At 73.4% G+C, this 16,814-nt stretch carries 11 protein-coding genes; 4 read left to right on the top strand and 7 right to left on the bottom strand.

Annotated features, from left to right (window positions below; genetic code table 11):
* The first annotated feature begins 130 nt into the window (after positions 1 to 130).
* Complete coding sequence (locus ACIOWN_RS05865) at positions 131 to 1,135, top strand: helix-turn-helix domain-containing protein (RefSeq protein WP_362352921.1); 1,005 nt, start codon at positions 131 to 133, stop codon at positions 1,133 to 1,135.
* A 78-nt stretch (positions 1,136 to 1,213) separates the two neighbouring features.
* Here ACIOWN_RS05865 and ACIOWN_RS05860 read toward each other — a convergent pair whose 3' ends face one another.
* Together ACIOWN_RS05860 and ACIOWN_RS05855 are read right to left on the bottom strand one after the other, a co-directional pair.
* Entirely contained in the window at positions 1,214 to 4,123 is a 2,910-nt protein-coding gene (locus ACIOWN_RS05860) for a M36 family metallopeptidase (protein ID WP_362352924.1), read from the bottom strand.
* 323 nt (positions 4,124 to 4,446) lie between these two features.
* Positions 4,447 to 7,008, bottom strand: coding sequence for a CHAT domain-containing tetratricopeptide repeat protein (locus tag ACIOWN_RS05855; RefSeq protein WP_362353096.1), 2,562 nt, complete (start codon positions 7,006 to 7,008; stop codon positions 4,447 to 4,449).
* Positions 7,009 to 7,166: 158 nt separating this feature from the next.
* On the opposite strand from ACIOWN_RS05855, the gene ACIOWN_RS05850 reads away from it, so the two are divergent.
* The 3 genes from ACIOWN_RS05850 to ACIOWN_RS05840 all read left to right on the top strand — a co-directional run bounded on the left by ACIOWN_RS05850 (position 7,167) and on the right by ACIOWN_RS05840 (position 9,750).
* Positions 7,167 to 8,606 (top strand): S8/S53 family peptidase, encoded by a 1,440-nt coding sequence (locus ACIOWN_RS05850; RefSeq protein WP_362352926.1) that lies wholly within the window; start codon positions 7,167 to 7,169, stop codon positions 8,604 to 8,606.
* Positions 8,603 to 9,241, top strand: a complete 639-nt coding sequence (locus ACIOWN_RS05845) for a sigma-70 family RNA polymerase sigma factor (RefSeq protein ID WP_362352929.1) — start codon at positions 8,603 to 8,605, stop codon at positions 9,239 to 9,241. Before ACIOWN_RS05850 ends, ACIOWN_RS05845 begins: the two co-directional genes overlap by 4 nt.
* A gap of 74 nt (positions 9,242 to 9,315) precedes the next feature.
* Positions 9,316 to 9,750 (top strand): hypothetical protein, encoded by a 435-nt coding sequence (locus ACIOWN_RS05840; RefSeq protein WP_362353098.1) that lies wholly within the window; start codon positions 9,316 to 9,318, stop codon positions 9,748 to 9,750.
* Between the two features lie 62 nt (positions 9,751 to 9,812).
* On the opposite strand, the gene ACIOWN_RS05835 is transcribed toward ACIOWN_RS05840, so the two are convergent.
* The 5 genes from ACIOWN_RS05835 to ACIOWN_RS05815 all read right to left on the bottom strand — a co-directional run bounded on the left by ACIOWN_RS05835 (position 9,813) and on the right by ACIOWN_RS05815 (position 16,783).
* On the bottom strand, positions 9,813 to 10,610 hold the full coding sequence (locus ACIOWN_RS05835) for an N-formylglutamate amidohydrolase (protein WP_362352932.1): 798 nt from the start codon (positions 10,608 to 10,610) through the stop codon (positions 9,813 to 9,815).
* Positions 10,611 to 10,698: 88 nt separating this feature from the next.
* Positions 10,699 to 11,859, bottom strand: a complete 1,161-nt coding sequence (locus ACIOWN_RS05830; RefSeq protein ID WP_362353100.1) for a homoserine O-acetyltransferase — start codon at positions 11,857 to 11,859, stop codon at positions 10,699 to 10,701.
* On the bottom strand, positions 11,856 to 13,226 hold the full coding sequence (locus tag ACIOWN_RS05825; protein ID WP_362352935.1) for a bifunctional o-acetylhomoserine/o-acetylserine sulfhydrylase: 1,371 nt from the start codon (positions 13,224 to 13,226) through the stop codon (positions 11,856 to 11,858). The genes ACIOWN_RS05830 and ACIOWN_RS05825 overlap by 4 nt, the downstream gene beginning before the upstream one ends.
* Before the next feature lie 408 nt (positions 13,227 to 13,634).
* Complete coding sequence (locus tag ACIOWN_RS05820) at positions 13,635 to 15,851, bottom strand: NADP-dependent isocitrate dehydrogenase (protein ID WP_362352938.1); 2,217 nt, start codon at positions 15,849 to 15,851, stop codon at positions 13,635 to 13,637.
* Positions 15,852 to 16,018: 167 nt separating this feature from the next.
* The gene (locus ACIOWN_RS05815; RefSeq protein WP_362352941.1) at positions 16,019 to 16,783 is read right to left on the bottom strand and encodes a crotonase/enoyl-CoA hydratase family protein; all 765 of its coding nucleotides are present in this window, start codon (positions 16,781 to 16,783) and stop codon (positions 16,019 to 16,021) included.
* Positions 16,784 to 16,814: the final 31 nt, after the last annotated feature.

Below are 16,814 nucleotides of genomic sequence, written 5' to 3'. Positions count from 1 at the left end.
CGCCGGGCGCGCGTGGGCGGGGGCGCGTCGCGCCGCCCCCGCGCCCCCCCCGCGGGGGGGCCCCCCCCCCCCCCGGGCGGGGGGGGGCGGGCCCCCCCCCCCCCCCACGACCGGAGGAGGAGAGAACGACATGTTCGAGACCACGAGTTTCGACTCCGTGGAAGTACGTGCGTACCGCAGCCTGGTCGGGATGCCGGAGGCCACACCGTCCCAACTCGCCCGCCGTCTCGGTCTGTCCGGACGCGAGGTGGCCAGACTCCTCGACACGCTGGAGGCCAAGGGGCTGGTGAGTCGCGCCGAGGGCGCGGCGCACCGCTTCCGCGCGTCACCGCCCGATCTGGCGCTCGGCCCGCTGCTGCTGAGCCGGCAGCAGGAGTTGCAGGCCGCACGGTCGGTGATGGCGAAGCTCACCGAGGAGTACCGTCACCAGACCCGGCGCCGGGGCTCGGCCGAGGCGGTCGAGACGGTGACCGGGGCGCGGGCGATGGCCCGGACGTTCGACCAGCTTCAGCGCGGCGCACAGGCCGAGATCCTGGCGCTGTGCAAGCCGCCGAACGTGGCGGTGCCGTCACGCGGCAACGACACCCAACTGGAGGTCCTGGCCGCGGGGGTGACGTACCGCGCGGTCTACGAGCGGTCGGCGCTGGAGGTGCCGCCCGAGGTGTACCGGATCCGCGAGTTCGTCGAGGGCGGTGAACAGGCCCGGGTCGCCGCGGAGGTTCCGGTGAAGATGGTGGTCGCCGACCGGCAACTGGCCATGCTGGTGACCCCGTTCGTACCCGCCTCGGACGCGGGCGGCCCGGCCGGCGACCCGCCGTCCGCCGTTCTGGTCCGCCCCGGCGCGCTCCTCGACGCTCTCATCGCCTTCTTCGAGAGCCTGTGGGCGGGCGCCTCGCCGCTGGTGCTCACCGAGGACGGTCTGGTCGGCGAGAGGGAGTCCGACCGGGCCCCTTCGCCGGAGGACCTGCTCCTGCTGTCGCTGCTGCTCACCGGTCTGACGGACACCGCCATCGCCGGACAGATCGGCACGAGTCTGCGCACCGTCCAGCGCCGCATCCGCGACCTGATCGAGTTCGCAGGGGTCCGGACCCGGATGCAGCTCGCCTGGGAGGCCTCCCGCCGCGGCTGGCTGTGAGGCCCGAGCCATACCACCGGATGCCGGAGCCGTACCGCCGTGCGGCTCCGGTGCTCGCGCACCGGAGCCGCCGGAGGGTCACTTCTCGAAGACCTGGAACTCCGCGGCCCGGACGTTGAACGCCGCCGGGGAACCGGTGGCGCAGTCCGTCACGTTGTTCGGGTCGTTGTCCTGCTTGCCGGCGTAGGCCGGATTGCCCACGCACTGGTTGGTGATCGTCTCGATACGCAGGTCGGTGGCCGAGGTCGCCGGGATGTCGAAGCTGCGCATGACGAGGTCGGGAGCCGCCGGGCGCGGCTTCGGGGCGTCGAAGGCGTCCTTCGGGCTGAGGTAGACGACGTGGAACTGCTTGGGCTGGGAGCAGTCGACGGTCGCGGTGCGGGTGCAGGCCGAGACCTCGAACTGGCGCAGCGCCGAGAAGCGGCTCTGGCTGCCGGTGTCGCCGCCCGGGTCCCTGCTGTCCGTCGGCCGGTTGACGGCGCTGACCTGGATGCGGCGGACCTTGGCCGGTCCGTCGACGGCCAGGTGGACGTTGACGCCCTTGCCGGTCACCGACGTGCCCGTCTTGTCACCGACGTACGCCCAGTTGGTGCCCTCGTCGTCGTCGATGAGCCGGGCCGCGTTGTACCCGTCGCCGGTCGCGGTGGCACCGGCCGCCGCCGAGGCGAGGTTGGGCTGCATCTTCACCTTGACGGTCTGCTTGGAGGCGTCGTCGACCTGGAAGTCGAAGCGCGTCAGACCGTAACCCGGGGCGACCGCGACGGCGTCGTAGTGGCCCTTGGTGAACAGGGCCTTCCTGTCCAGGTCGGACGTGGTGCCGGCGATCGGCGTGGTGCGGGCGCTGAACTTGCCTATGTAGAAACGGGCGTTGGGGATCTCGTCGCCGCCGTTGACCACCTTGAAGGTGATGTTGCCGTTGACGCCGGTCGGGGTGGCGAAGTCCGCGTGCGGCCGGGTGTCGCTGGTCGAGGTGGCGGTGGCGTCGATGCCCATGCCGCGCTTGGCGAAAGCGCCCCACATGACGTCGAGGTCGGCGCCGTGGTGGCGGATCTTGTCCGCGGCGAGCATCGCGTCACGGGCGTCGATCATGGTGACCTTGCCCGTGCCCATCAGCAGGTACGAGTCGAACATCAGCTGGACCCAGCGCCGGCCGCCGCCGCAGTCGTCGACCGAAGTCTTGCCGGCCGCGCACGAGGCGAGCACCTTCCTGGCCGGCTCGCCGTACTTGCCGACGAGCGCCTGACGCACCTCGTACTGCACGGCGTTCCAGATCTCGCCGTCGGAGTGCACCTCCGGACCGCCCATGTCGTAGCCGAAGTTGGAGTAGTTGAGGGGGCTCCTGTCGATGGCGAAGTTGCGGATGCCGCGCTCGTTGTTGTCGGTCACGTACGGGCCGACCACCCACGGGTCCACGCCGTCCGGGACCGCGCCGGTCTCGATCAGCCGCTCGGTGGCGACCAGGTCGCTCCAGGACTCGCCCATCGAGCCGGCGTGCGTGCCGGAGAGGCCGGAAGTGCCCCCGCCGACCATGCGGTTGGTGATGGCGTGGGTGTACTCGTGGCCGATGACGGAGGCGTCGAAGTCGCCGTCGGCGCAGCGCCCGTAGAAGGCCCCGGCCTGCGGCTGCCACAGGTACATGTTGGTCAGCGCCACACCGCCGTCGACGCCGGTGCTCTGGTTGGCGTTGTTGCGGGTGGTGGGGTTGCTGCCGCCGGAGCGGGCCACGCCCATCTCCGGGTCGCCGCCCTTGCCGCCCAGGTCGTAGTTGTCGTGCTGCATGTTCCACGTCTTCTCGGTGAACCCGAGGTGGTACGAGAAGTCGTGCATCACGTTGTGCTGGGCGAACAGGTTGCCGATCGCCGCGTCGCGGTCCGGCTTCGCGGGGTCGGTCAGCACCTTCGGGTCGCAGCCGGTGGCGTGCCAGGCGTCGGTGTAGGAGTAGTCGTAGACCCGGTCCGCCCGTACGTCCGGGGTGATGCCGAGCCAGTTGCGCCCGTTGGCCGTCAGACCGTCGCCGGCGAAGGCGTTGGCCCCCAGCGTGGTGCCCAGCTTGTAGGAGCCGCCGTAGGTGCCGCCGCCCTCACCGGAGGCGATGTCCCAGGCGTGGTGGGGCGTGCCCGGGGCGGAGTCGCTCATGACGCGGTCGCAGCCCGGAGCGGCCGTCCAGCACCAGGTCTCACGGGTGTCGGCGGAGGAGTCGTTCAGCGGGGGAGAGAAGGGGAAGACCTTCCATTGCGGGTTGCCGTCGTGGCCGTCGGCGACCCCGTCCTCGACCAGGGACCGACGGGCCAGCACCTCGCCGGTACGGGCGTCGACGACGCTGTCGTACAACTCCGGTTCCTCGCCGGCCGCACCGGCCTGCACCTGGTAGGCCGAGCGGACGGTGCCGTCGGGATCGGCGATCACGACGGGGCGTACGAGCTGCGCTCCGGACAGTCCCGAAGCCTCGAACTTGCGCCACTTGTCGGTACTGTCCGCCGCGGACAGCTTGCCCGGCGCCAGGGCCACGTCGGCCAGTGCGGCCTTGATGGCGTCCTGTTCCGACAGGGTCGCCGGCTTCGGTGCGCCGGTGACCGGGGCCAGTGCGCCGGAGACGCTGACCACGGTGCCGTCGACGACACCGACGGAGACCTGGCCGTCCCGGGCGAACGGCTTGCCGTCCACCTCCTGGGCGAGCAGCACGGCGGCACCCTTGCCGATCGGGGTGCTCGACACCAGCCTGAGGTCGTCGACCTGGGCGGCGGGGATGCCGAACAGGTCGGCGTTGGCCTTCAGATAGGCGCGGGCGGTCTGCTCGGGCTTGGTCGGCAGCCCCTTCGCCAGGGCGGTGCCGTCGCCCTCCGGCACGACCGTGGTAGGGGTGCCGTACCGGCTCCAGCTCACCCGGGCGTCGGCCTTGGCCGCAGCGCCTCTGGCCCTGGCCGACGGGGCTCTGCCGGCGCCCGGCAGGTCCTTGTCGGGTTTGCCGTGGTGGTGGGCGCCGGTCATCCCCGAACCGGATCCCGAGGGCGACGGTTGCGCCGGGCCCGGGTCGGCGCCGGCGGTCGGTGTCTGGATCACCGCGACGATGCAGGCCGTGGCCAGCGCCAGAACGGTCCGCCGTGCACGTGTGGAGCGTGTGGAGTAAGTGCGCACTCGTACCCCTCTCCTCAAGAAGGGCCGGACAGGGATTGCCCGTCCGGCACCCGCGGAGAGTGGCACGCGGCGTGATGCGACAGGAATGATCGTGCATGGCGGAAACATGACAATGCACAGTTCCGCCACAGGTTGCTCCCGGGTGCTCCACGGTGGACCGTGCCGTCCCGCCCGTCTCAAGCCGCGCCGAACGCCGCGAAGGCCCACCCCGTCGCCTGGTGGGTCGCGTCGCCCGGGAGGGCGGTGCGGGCGTCGCGGAGTGCCTCGGCCAGGGACAGGCCGGCGTCCAGGCCCTTGTGCAGGCCGAGCATCAGGGGCACCACCGCCTCGTCGTTGACGGGAGCACTGCACGCGACCACCCCTGCGGTGCCCAGCGGCAGCAACGCCGTGACCAGGCCGAGCAGTTCGTCTGCGCCGACGGAGGCGAAGCGGGCGGTGTCGCAGCAGGACAGGATGATCCGGTACGGGCTGCGGTCCAGACGCTCGAAGTCGTGCACGATCAGCGGTCCGTCTGCCATCGTCAGCGACGAGAACAGCGGGCTGTCCGCGCGGAAGGTGCCGTGCGCCGCGATGTGCGCGAGCGCGGCCCCGTCCAACTCCCGCAGGACCCGGGACACATGCGCGTCGTCCTCCTCCAGCACGGTCGGCGCGCCGTAGCGGTCGGCGAGTTCGGGCACCTCCGCGCCCCCGGTCGCAAGGCCCGGCCCCCGCACCAGCACCCGGCGGCCCCCCGGCGGCGGTTCGGTCTCGTGGGCGCGCAGCCAGCTGCTCGCCGACGGCGACACGCTCAGCACCCGCTCCCGCAACGACGGCAGCAGCGCCCACGGCACCCGGTGCAGCGATCCCGGCGGCACCACCACCACAGGCCCGGAGCCCAGTTGGCGGGCGACGGGTCCGAGCAGCAGCTCCTCCAGACGGCGCCCCGCCGCCTCCACCAGCGGCAGCCGGGCCGCCGCCCCCGGGTGGGCCAGCCGCCGCAGTCCCGCCTGCACGTGCTCGGCCTCGGTCACCGCGTCCGCGAGCCGCCCGGCCTCGAAGCGCCGTACCCGCCCCTGCCCGCACAGCAGCACGTGCACCCGCCCGTCCAGCACGGCCAGTTCGACCAGCCGCGCGTCCCCGAGCCGCGCCAGCAGCCGGCCGGGGTCGAACCGGTCGCCGCCGCCCGGCGCCTCGCCGCGCAGGCGCAGGGTGCGTGAGCGGATCTCCCGTTCCAGGCGCCGCTGTTCGCGTTCCAGGGCGGGCACCGGGTGGCCGTCCTGGCGGGCGTCCTGCGCGCGGGCGGCGATCTCACGGAAGGCGGTCAGCCCGCTGAGCAGGGCCGGATCGGCGGGCGGCCGGGTGGGCGGCGCGGACAGCACGGTGGCCCGCCAGCGCTCGCTCCACACGAGCAGCCGCCGCGGCTCACCGGAGGCGAGCGCCGCCTCCTGGGCCAGCGCGGCCAGTTCGGCGCCCTGCGCCGTGGCCCGGGCCCGCAACTCCGAGGCGCCCAGCGTCATCCGGTGGTCGTCGAGCACGTCGAGCCCGCGCCGGCACGCCTCGAGAACGCCGCGGCGGGAGCCCGCCGCCCGCGCCCGCAGCGCCTGCGCCGCCCAGCCCGTCATCCGGGCGAGCGGCGGCCCGCCGTACCGGCTGCGCGCGGCGACCGCGAGGTGGCTCTCGGCGTCCGAGCGGCCCAGGGCGAGCGCGATCCGGCCCGCAAGCAGCGACGCCTCCGGCGCGGCAGGCGAGCCGAAGGAGGCCAGCCGTTCGGCCACCGACGCGGCGTCCGCGACCAGCCGCCCCGAGCGACGCCCGTCGGCCACCCGCGCCTCGATCAGCACCAGTCGCGCGTGCGTCTCCCACCAGGCGCGCCGCTGTCCCGCGAACAGCCGCACGGCAAGCGCCGCGCGCGCGGTCGCCGTGTGCGGGTCGTCCGCGAGCCGCGCGGCCCGCGCCGCGGCCAGCAGCAGCTCTGCCTTGCGCGTCGACTGCCCGCCGATACCGTCCAGTTCGGCGATCGCCGCGTCCGCCCCGGCCAGCGCCTCGGGGGCGAGACCCGCCGCCATCAGGACCTCGCAGCGCCGCACCTCCAGCATGAACGTCGGCGTGCCGAGCTCGGCGTACCGCTCCTCGGCCTCGTCGAGGAGCCGCAGCGCCGCCGGGATGTCGCCCTGCCGGAACGCCGCCAGGCCCCGGCTCTCCACGGCGTCGGCCTTGTCGTGCTCCTGGCCGGTGGTGTCCCACAGCGCCTGAGCCGCGGTGAAGTCGGCGTCCGCGCGCTCCACCGCGCCCAGCGCCAGGTGCACGGTGGCCCGCAGCGTCAGCGCCCGCGCCGTCCAGATCACGTCGCCGGCCTGCCGCAGTACGGGAATCGCCCGCCGTACGTCCTCCAGCGCCTCACGATGGTGGCCCAGCACCCACCACACGTACGCCCGCCGGAACAGCACCCGCGCCCGGGTGTGGCCCGTCCCGCGCGCAACCCCGCGCTCGAACGCCGCGAGGCCCTGCCGAGTACGCCCCGCGTGCACCAACGCAACCCCCAGCGTGGCCAGTACGTCGGCCTCCCGCTCGGCCGAGTCCGCGCGCGCCGCCAGGTCCCGGGCCCGCCGCAGATGCCGCAGGGCCAGGCGTGTGTCGCCGAAGTCCCGCTGCCAGATGCCGATCACCTGGTGCGCCACGGATCCGTGCAGCGGCGGCGGAGCGGACTCCAGCAGCCCGCGGGCCCGCGCCAGGGCCTCGCCGGGCGCGGCGAACACCATGGGCAGCAGTTCGAGGACCGAGTCGCTTCCCGCTGTCACCCGTTGGATGGTAGTGGCCTGATGAGGCCCCTGGAACCGGCGCACACGCGCCGACGCTGTATCAGGCGGGGGCCGCACGGCTCAGACTGACGATCGTCGTACCAACGGGAGGACACGCCATGGCACCTCAGCGATTCCGCGAGCAGTTCGCCCAGATCCAGCGCTCGATGCCGGACGTGCCGCTGGCGATGGGCCCGGACGACGCGGCCGAGTTCTGCTACGAGAAGGGCGTCGTCCTCGCCCGCGACGGCGAGGAGGCCCGGCTGGTCGAGGACACCGTCCGCGCGCACTTCGCGGCGGCGCCCGATCTGACCGCGGACCGTGTGCGCCGGGCGGGCCCGGAGACCAACCGCACCGGAGTCACCCGTATCCAGGTCGGCGACCCGGGCCGCGGCGACCGCGGCGGCGACCTCGCCGTCACGCACGCGCTGCGTGCCCTGCGCGACCCCGAGGGCAGGACCGGCCGGCGGCTGGTCAGCCGCAACCACGTGGTGTCGATCGCCTCGGTCAACGCCTGCCCCGGTGACGAGCCGGTGCCCGCCCCGTTCGCCGAGGGCCTCAACCCGGCGCCCGCCGAGACCGCCTACGACGAGGACACCGCCGTAGGCGTCCTCGTCGTCGACACCGGCCTCATGCACGACTACCGCTCTGTCCCGGCGCTGGCCCACGTCCAGGGCGACGCGCAGGAGCGGGAGACCGACGACGCGGGCGTCCTCCAGCAGTACGTCGGCCACGGCACGTTCATCGCCGGGCTGGTCGCGGCCGTCGCCCCGAACACCGACATCACCGTGCGCGGCACCCTCAACGACGCCGGAGCCATCCTGGAGTCCGATTTCGGCCACCGGCTGTTCGAAGCCGTCGACGCGGGCGGCTGGCCCGACATCCTCAGCCTCTCCGCGGGCACCCCCAACGGCCGCACCGACGGCCTGCTCGGCGTGGACGCCTTCATGCGGGAACTGCGCGACAGAGGAACCCTGCTGGTCGCGGCCGCCGGCAACAACGGCAGCGGTACGCCGTTCTGGCCCGCGGCCTATGCCGGCCTGCCCGGCTTCGCCGAGTCCGTGCTGTCGGTCGGCGCCCTGCGCGGTGACGGCGAGTACGGCGCCTGCTTCAGCAACCACGGCGCCTGGGTGCGGGTGTACGCCCCAGGCGAGCGGCTGACCAGCGCCCTGACCGGCTTCGAGACGCCCGTGCCGTACGTCTACCAGCACTCCTCCTACGAAGCCTGCCGGTTCGGCTTCGCCTACGCCTGCACCTGCCAGTCACCGCGGCACACCGGCATGCTCAGCGAGGCGGAGCAGAGCACTCCGGCGCAGGCGGACCGGGCCGTGTTCGAGGGCTTCGCGCAGTGGAGCGGCACCTCCTTCGCCACTCCGGTGGCCGCGGGGATGATCGCGGCGCACATGACCGCGCACAAGGAACCCGACCCGCGTGCGGCCCGGCGCCAACTGCTCCAGGCGAACACCGAGTACGCGGAAGTGCGCGGGGCGCACGTCCCGGCGCTGCGTCCGCCCACCTGGCGCCCGGTCCCCGTGACCCGGCTCGCCCCGTCGGCATGAGGTCCGGAACCCTCCCCTCCACGGCGTACGATGACATGCCGTATTCGAGGGGTGAGTCAGTGGAACGCGCAGAGGTCGGCGTGCTCGTCCGGTCCGCCGTCGACGGTGACGCGGCGGCCTGGAAAGCGCTGGTGGAGGGGATGAGTCCCCTGGTGTGGTCGGTGGTGCGCGCGCACCGGCTCTCGGACGCCGACGGGCACGAGGTCTACCAGACCGTGTGGTTCCGCTTCGCCCAGCACCTCGGGCGGATCCGCGAACCGGAGAAGGCCGGCTCGTGGCTGGCGAGCACGGCCCGCAACGAGTGCCTGAAGACGCTCAGGAGCCTGAGCCGGCTGACGGTGACGAGCGATCCGCAACTCCTTGACCGGGTCAGCGAGGACGGCACGCCCGAGCAGTCGCTGCTCGACTCCGAGGAGGCCGCCGCACAGAGCGAGCGGGTCCGCAGGCTGTGGCAGGAGTTCGAGAAACTCGGCGACCGCTGCCGCCAGTTGCTGCGGGTGCTGATCGCCTCGCCGCCGCCCAGCTACCAGGAGGTGTCGGCTGCCCTCGGCGTCGCCGTGGGCAGCATCGGACCACTGCGCCAGCGCTGTCTGAGGCGCCTGCGCGCACGACTCGACGCACGGGGGACAGTGTGAGCGGCAACATCCGCGACGACGACGGCACCGGCGACGGACTCCCCGCCCAGGACGGGACGTTCGACGAGGAGGAGATGGCCGCGGGGCTGCTGGAGGAGGAGTTGCGGCGGGCCGCCGCGATCCTCGACCCGGTGCCCCACGACCTGCGTCAACTCGCCGTCGAGGCATTCGCGCTGCGCGACCTCGACGCCCGGATCGCCGAGCTGACCTTCGACTCGCTGGTCGACGCCATTCCGGTCCGGGGCGCGACGGACACACCGCGGATGCTGACCTTCCAGGCCGGTGAGCTGACCGTGGACGTCGAGGTCACCGGCGACGGGCTGATGGGGCAGGTGCTGCCGCCGCAGCCGGCCCGGATCGAGGTACTGGCGGGCCCGCGGCGGCAGGGCCCCGCGCTCACCGCCGACGAACTGGGCCGGTTCACCGGTGACGCACCACCAGCCGGCCCGTTCGCGCTGCGGCTGCGCGCGGGCGCCGAGGTCGTGGTCACGGAGTGGCTGCGGGCGTGACCGGGCCCGTGTCGCCCGGCCGAGCCCGCACCGCGTGACGTGCCGGAGCGCTCCCGCCGGATTCAGCGGCCCAGACCGTCGACCAGGGCGGCCAGCGCCCCGGCGAGCCGGTCGAGCCCCGGACCCGCGGGGCCGCCCGGCTCGGTCATGTACGTGTCCCGCCGGATCTCCACCATCAGGGCGCCGACGCGGGCGTCTTCGCCGTGGAACTCCAGCGGTACGTAGGCGCCGCTGAACGGGCTGTCCAGTCCCGTACCGCCGCAGCCCGCGAACGCCGCACGCGCGAGCCCGGTCAGCTCGGGCGGCGTGTGGAAGGAGTCGGTGCCCAGGCACACGGGCGGCCGCGGGCCCTCGCCGTGCAGTTCGTAGGGGAGCGCGGCGCCGGGGTAGGAGTGCACGTCGATGATCACGGCACGCCCGGTGGCGGCCAGCCGGTCGGCGACGGCCCTCGTCATCGCCTCGGCGTACGGCCGGAAGTACCGCTCGACCAGCGGCTCCGGGTCGGTGTCCGAAGGCCGCAGGACCTCCCGGTGCGTGGTCCGCGTGTACACCGCGCCCATCCCGACGGCGAGCATCTCCTCCCGCTCGTCCGGGAACCGCTCCGGGTCCACCACCAGCCGCGACAGCCGGTTGACGAACCGCCACGGCGTCAGCCCCGCCAGCCCGGCCGCCGCCTCGGCGATCCGGTCGGTGTACGCGTCGGTGATGTGGTCCAGCTCCCGCTCCAGCTCGGCGTCGTCCAGCACGATCCCGGCCCGGACGACGGCCGGTATCGCCCGCGCCGCGTGCGGCACATGCAGGATCACCGGCGACTCGGCGGCACCGGGCAGCAGTTCGAAGGACGGCGGGGTGTCGTGCATGGGGCTGTTCCTGTCTCTCTTCGCGTCGCCACACGGATCTCGGCGTCATGGCACCACCGATCCTGCCGCAGCCCACTGACAACGCGACTCAGCCCGCCCCCAGCAGCTCCCGGACCAGCTCTCCCACCTGCTCCGTCTCGATCAGGAAGCCGTCGTGGCCGTACGGCGACTCGATCACCCGGAGCCGGTCGGCGCCCGGGATGCCGTCGGCCAACTCGGCCTGTTGGGCGAGCGGGTAGAGACGGTCGGAGTCGACCCCGGCCACCACCGTGGGGGCGGTCACCCGGCGCAGGGCGGCGCGCACACCGCCCCGGGCACGGCCGGCGTCATGGGCGTTCATCGCCTCGGTCAGCACGACGTAGCTGGCCGCGTCGAACCGCCGCACCAGCTTGCCCGCGTGGTGGTCGAGGTAGGACTCCACCTGGTAGCGGCCGCCGTGCCACGGCTGCTCCGCGTCCTGCGGCGAACGGCCGAAACGGAGCTGGAGTTCTGGCTCGCTGCGGTAGGTGACATGGGCCAGCCGTCGGGCGAGACCCAGACCGGCGTGCGGTCCGAGGCCGGTGTCGTGGTAGTCGCCGCCGCGCCAGTGCGGATCGCCGCGGATGGCCTGCACCTGGACGTTCGCCCAGGCTATCTGCTCCGCGCTCGCCGCCGCCGTCGTGGCGAGCAGCAGCAGGGCGCCCGTACGCTCCGGGTACGACACCGCCCATTCCAGGGCCCGCATCCCGCCCATCGAGCCGCCGGCCACCAGGGCCCACCTCTCGACGCCGAGCGCGTCCGCCAGGTCCCGTTCGGCCGCCACCTGGTCCCGCGGGGTCAGGAACGGGAAGGCTCCGCCCCAGCACCGCTTGCCGTCGGGCCGCGGCGAGGCCGGCCCCGTACTGCCCTGGCAGCCGCCCAGCACGTTCGGCGCCACGACGAACCACCGGTCGCTGTCCAGCGCCCGGCCCGGCCCGACCAGCCCCTCCCACCAGCCCGGCGTGGGATGACCGGGCCCGGCCGGTCCGGTGACATGGCTGTCACCGGTGAGCGCGTGCAGTACCAGCACCGCGTTGGAGCCGTCCGGGGCCAGGCGGCCCCACGTCTCGAACGCCAGCCGCGCGCCCGGGAGTTCACCCCCCGCCTCCAGCGGCAGCGGCCTGCGCGGCACGTGCCACCGACGGCGCCCCGGCGGGTCCCCCGCCCGCCAGGCCCCGGAGGCCGGCGGGTGGGGGAGCGCGTCCGCGGGGGAGGCGAGCGCGCTGTTCAGGACGCCGCCTTGGCCGCGCGGAAACCGGCCTCCAGATCGGCCTTGAGGTCCACGACGCTCTCGATGCCGACCGACAGCCGCACCAGGCCCGGCGCGGCCCCGGTCGCCGCCAACTGCCCCTCGTCCAACTGGCTGTGCGTGGTCGACGCCGGGTGGATGATCAGGCTCCGTACGTCGCCGATGTTGGCGAGATGGCTGAACAGCTCCACCCCGTCCACGAACCGCTTGCCCGCCTCGACCCCGTCGCGCAGCTCGAAGGACACCACCGCGCCCGCGCCCCGCGGCAGATACCTGCGCCCCGCGTCGTACCAGGGGCTGGAGGGAAGCCCCGCGTAGTGCACCGCCGACACCTCGTCGCGCCGCTCCAGCCACTCCGCGAGGGCCTGCGCGTTGGCGGAGTGCCGCTCGATGCGCAGGCTCAGCGTCTCCACGCCCTGGAGCAGCAGGAACGCCGAGTGCGGGGACAGCGCGGGGCCCAGATCCCGCAGCAGCTGCACGCGCAGCTTGGCGGCGAACGCGCCGGGACCGAGCGCCGGCCAGTAGCGCAGGCCGTGGTAGCTCGGGTCGGGCTCGGTGAAGTCCGGGAAGCGGTCGGCGTGCGCGCCGAAGTCGAAGGTGCCGCCGTCCACCACGACCCCCGCGATCGCGGTGCCGTGCCCGCCGAGGAACTTGGTCGCCGAGTGCACCACGACGTCCGCGCCGTGCTCGATCGGGCGCAGCAGGTAGGGCGTGGGCACCGTGTTGTCCACGATCAGCGGCACGCCCGCCGCGTGCGCCACGTCGGCGACCGCGCGCACGTCCAGCACGTTGCCGCGCGGATTGCCCAGCGTCTCCGCGAACAGCGCCTTGGTGTCGGGGCGGATCGCCGCCCGCCAGGCGTCCGGGTCGTCGGGGTCGTCCACGAACGACACCTCGATGCCGAACTTCGGCAGGGTGTGCCGGAACAGGTTGTAGGTGCCGCCGTACAGCGACGTACTGGAGACGACGTGGTCGCCGGCGCGCGCGACCGTCAGCAGCGCGAGCGTCTCCGCGGCCTGCCCGGAGGACAGTGCCACCGCCGCGACCCCGCCCTCGAGCGCCGCGATCCGCTGCTCGAAGACGTCCTGGGTGGGGTTGTGGATGCGGGTGTAGATGTTGCCGGGTTCGGCGAGCGAGAACAGGTCGGCGGCGTGCCGGGTGTCCCGGAAGACGAACGAGGTGGTCTGGTAGATCGGCGTCGCCCGCGCGCCGGTCGCCGGATCGGGCGCGGCCCCGGCGTGGACCTGCCTGGTCTCGAACGACCAGGCGGAGGTGTCGGGCCCGGCGGGCGCCTCGTCGGGCGTGTGACCGGCGGTGACGGCGTCGATGGGCTGCGTGGGGTCGCTCATGGTGCTCCTCGTACGGAGTGCGGTGGCGCGGGAGGCCACGGGTGTGCCGCAGGTCCCGGGCACCGGGCGCGGCGCGCGGGGTGCGGGGTGCCGGCGAGGGGCGTCCCGGGCATGCGGGAGCGCGTGGGGGATCTGCGAGAGGAAGGAGAAAGTCGCCTGTCGGCCTCGGGGCGTGTCAGCCGGCGAGGCGACAACCCGTGCTGGTGACACGTCCGTAGTCGACGTGGCGGCGGCTCACGAGCGCGATCATGCGATCCAGGTAAGCACAGGGCCCCGCGGCGCACCAGCGCCGGAGCGGGGATGACACGCAGCCGTCACAAAAGGGCTCCGCCCCGGCCGGCGGGGTGCCGGTCGGGGCGGAGCGGTGAGGACCACCGGGCCCGGCGAGGTGCCGGGGCCCGGGTCGGCTCAGAAGGCGGCCAGAGCCTCGTTCCAGGTGGCCGAGGGGCGCATGACCGCGGCGGCCTTGGCCGGGTCGGGCTGGTAGTAGCCGCCGATCTCGGCCGGCTTGCCCTGGACGGCGACCAGCTCCTCCACGATCTTCTGCTCGTTGGCGGCGAGGGTCTCGGCGAGCGGCGCGAACGCCTTCGCCAGACCGGCGTCGTCGGTCTGCTTCGCCAGCTCCTGCGCCCAGTACAGGGACAGGTAGAAGTGGCTGCCGCGGTTGTCGATGCCGCCGACGCGACGGGTCGGGGACTTGTCCTCGTTGAGGAAGGTCGCCGTGGCCCGGTCGAGGGTGTCGGCGAGCACCTTGGCGCGGGCGTTGCCGGTGGCCTCGGCGTACTGCTCCAGGGACGGCACCAGGGCGAAGAACTCGCCCAGGGAGTCCCAGCGAAGGTAGTCCTCCTTGACGAGCTGCTGCACGTGCTTCGGCGCGGAGCCGCCGGCGCCCGTCTCGAACAGGCCGCCGCCCGCCATCAGCGGGACCACGGAGAGCATCTTGGCGCTGGTGCCCAGCTCCAGGATCGGGAACAGGTCGGTGAGGTAGTCGCGCAGCACGTTGCCGGTGACCGAGATGGTGTTCTCACCGCGGCGGATGCGCTCCACCGACAGCTTCGTCGCCTCGACCGGGGACAGGATCCTGATGTCCAGGCCCTCGGTGTCGTGCTCCCGCAGGTACTGCTCGACCTTGGCGATCAGGTTGGCGTCGTGGGCGCGGCCCTCGTCCAGCCAGAACACGGCCGGGTCGCCGGTGGCGCGGGCGCGGGTGACGGCCAGCTTCACCCAGTCCTTGATCGGGGCGTCCTTGGTCTGGCAGGCGCGGAAGATGTCACCGGCCGAGACGGTCAGCTCCAGCACGGCCTCGCCGGCCTGGTCGACCAGGCGGACGGTGCCGGTGACCGGGATCTCGAACGTCTTGTCGTGGCTGCCGTACTCCTCGGCCTTCTGCGCCATCAGGCCCACGTTCGGGACCGAGCCCATGGTCGACGGGTCGTAGGCGCCGTGGGCGCGGCAGTCGTCGATCACGGCCTGGTAGACGCCCGCGTAGCTGGAGTCCGGGATGACCGCGAGGGTGTCGTGCTCCTGGCCGTCCGGGCCCCACATGTGGCCGGAGGTCCGGATCATGGCGGGCATGGAGGCGTCGACGATCACGTCGGAGGGCACGTGCAGGTTGGTGATGCCCTTGTCGGAGTCGACCATGGCCAGCTCCGGGCCCTCGGCGAGCTCGGCGTCGAAGGAGGCCTTGATCGCGGCGCCCTCGGGGAGGTTCTCCAGGCCCTTGTAGATGCCGCCCAGACCGTCGTTCGGGGTCAGGCCGGCCGCGGCGAACGCCTCGCCGTACTGCGCGAACGTCTTCGGGAAGAAGGCGCGCACCACGTGACCGAAGACGATCGGGTCGGAGACCTTCATCATCGTGGCCTTCAGGTGCACGGAGAACAGGACGCCCTCCTGCTTGGCGCGGGCGACCTGGGCGGTCAGGAACTCGCGCAGCGCGGCGACGCGCATCACGGACGCGTCCACGACCTCGCCCTTGAGGACGGGCACGGACTCGCGCAGCACGGTGGTGGAGCCGTCGTCGCCCTTCAGCTCGATGCGCAGCGCGCCGTCCTCGGCGATCACCACGGACTTCTCGGTGGAGCGGAAGTCGTCGACGCCCATGGTCGCCACGTTGGTCTTGGACTCGGCGGTCCAGGCGCCCATGCGGTGCGGGTGGGTCTTGGCGTAGTTCTTCACCGAGGCGGGGGCGCGGCGGTCGGAGTTGCCCTCGCGCAGCACCGGGTTCACCGCGGAACCCTTGACCTTGTCGTAGCGGGCGCGGATCTCGCGCTCCTCGTCGGTCTTCGGGTCGTCCGGGTAGTCCGGCAGCGCGTAGCCCTGGCCCTGGAGCTCGGCGACCGCGGCCTTGAGCTGAGGGATCGACGCCGAGATGTTCGGCAGCTTGATGATGTTGGCCTCGGGCGTCTTGGCGAGCTCGCCCAGCTCGGTCAGCGCGTCCGGGATCCGCTGGTCCTCGGCGAGGTACTCCGGGAACACGGCGATGATGCGCCCGGCCAGCGAGATGTCACGCGTCTCCACCGCGACACCCGCCTGCGAGGCGTACGCCTGGACCACCGGCAGGAAGGAATACGTCGCCAGGGCCGGGGCCTCGTCAGTGTGTGTGTAGATGATGGTCGAGTCAGTCACCGGGTGCTCCGCTCCACGTCTGCAACATTGCTCGACATCAAGATATCTCGTGACGGTCCCCGACTCGACAGGGGTCCGCCCCGGATCGGGAGGGCGGACCGACTTGTCTCCGGGGACGGGCTCACTCGTCTGCGGAAGGAGCGCCCGTCCGCCCCCGGAGGGCGGGCTCAGTCGTCCGCGAACGAGCCGTGCCGTCCCGCACCGGCGGCGAACCGGGCCGCGCCCTGGAGACCCTCGGCCAGTACGCCCATGCCGTGCCGGAGTTCCCGCCGCAGGGCCGACGACTCGTCCAGGGACTCCTGCTCCAGGACCGAGGCGCGGTCCGCGCGCAGGCAGGCCTGGGGGAAGGCGGCGAGCCGGGCGGCCAGCGACTCGGCCTCCGCGCGGGCTCGGCCCGTGGGCACGAGCCGGTTCACCAGGCCCGTCTCGTACGCCTCGCGGGCCGGGACCGGACGCCCGGTGAGGATCATGTCCATGGCGCGGCTGGTGCCGATCAGCCGGGGCAGCCGTACCGTGCCGCCGTCGATCAGCGGCACGCCCCAGCGACGACAGAACACACCGAACACGGCGTCCTCCTCCGCCACCCGCAGATCGCACCAGAGCGCCAGCTCCAGTCCGCCCGCCACGGCATGCCCGGCCACCGCCGCGATCACCGGCTTGGACAGCCGCATCCGGGTCGGCCCCATCGGCCCGTCGCCGTCCTCCGCGACCCGGTTGCCCCGTTCACTGCCGACCGCCTTCAGGTCCGCGCCCGCGCAGAACGTGCCGCCCTCACCCCACAGCACGGCCACCCTGGCCTCCTGGTCGGACTCGAACCGGCGGAAGGCGTCGGCGAGTTCGGCGGCGGTGGGGCCGTCCACCGCGTTCCGGGCGCCGGGCCGGGACAGGACGACCGTGGTGACGTACCCCTGGCGCTCGATCCGGACCGGCATGGCGTCGCCCTCCTGCTGCGTGCTGGGACGG

Origin of the sequence: Streptomyces sp. NPDC087787, assembly GCF_044743035.1 — a bacterium.
In the GTDB taxonomy this organism is placed as follows: Bacteria; Actinomycetota; Actinomycetes; order Streptomycetales; family Streptomycetaceae; genus Streptomyces.
The sequence above is the reverse complement of the archived record's forward strand: the minus strand, read 5'-3'. Positions and strand labels throughout refer to the sequence as shown.

What these genes read in the sequence shown, in the direction of transcription:
- ACIOWN_RS05860 (WP_362352924.1), bottom strand. Translation starts at nt 4,123, where the DNA reads ATGACCGGCGCCCACCACCACGGCAAACCCGACAAGGACCTGCCGGGC.
- ACIOWN_RS05855 (WP_362353096.1), bottom strand. Translation starts at nt 7,008, where the DNA reads ATGGTGTTCGCCGCGCCCGGCGAGGCCCTGGCGCGGGCCCGCGGGCTG.
- ACIOWN_RS05835 (WP_362352932.1), bottom strand. Translation starts at nt 10,610, where the DNA reads ATGCACGACACCCCGCCGTCCTTCGAACTGCTGCCCGGTGCCGCCGAG.
- ACIOWN_RS05850 (WP_362352926.1), top strand. Translation starts at nt 7,167, where the DNA reads ATGGCACCTCAGCGATTCCGCGAGCAGTTCGCCCAGATCCAGCGCTCG.
- ACIOWN_RS05815 (WP_362352941.1), bottom strand. Translation starts at nt 16,783, where the DNA reads ATGCCGGTCCGGATCGAGCGCCAGGGGTACGTCACCACGGTCGTCCTG.
- ACIOWN_RS05865 (WP_362352921.1), top strand. Translation starts at nt 131, where the DNA reads ATGTTCGAGACCACGAGTTTCGACTCCGTGGAAGTACGTGCGTACCGC.
- ACIOWN_RS05825 (WP_362352935.1), bottom strand. Translation starts at nt 13,226, where the DNA reads ATGAGCGACCCCACGCAGCCCATCGACGCCGTCACCGCCGGTCACACG.
- ACIOWN_RS05840 (WP_362353098.1), top strand. Translation starts at nt 9,316, where the DNA reads ATGGCCGCGGGGCTGCTGGAGGAGGAGTTGCGGCGGGCCGCCGCGATC.
- ACIOWN_RS05845 (WP_362352929.1), top strand. Translation starts at nt 8,603, where the DNA reads ATGAGGTCCGGAACCCTCCCCTCCACGGCGTACGATGACATGCCGTAT.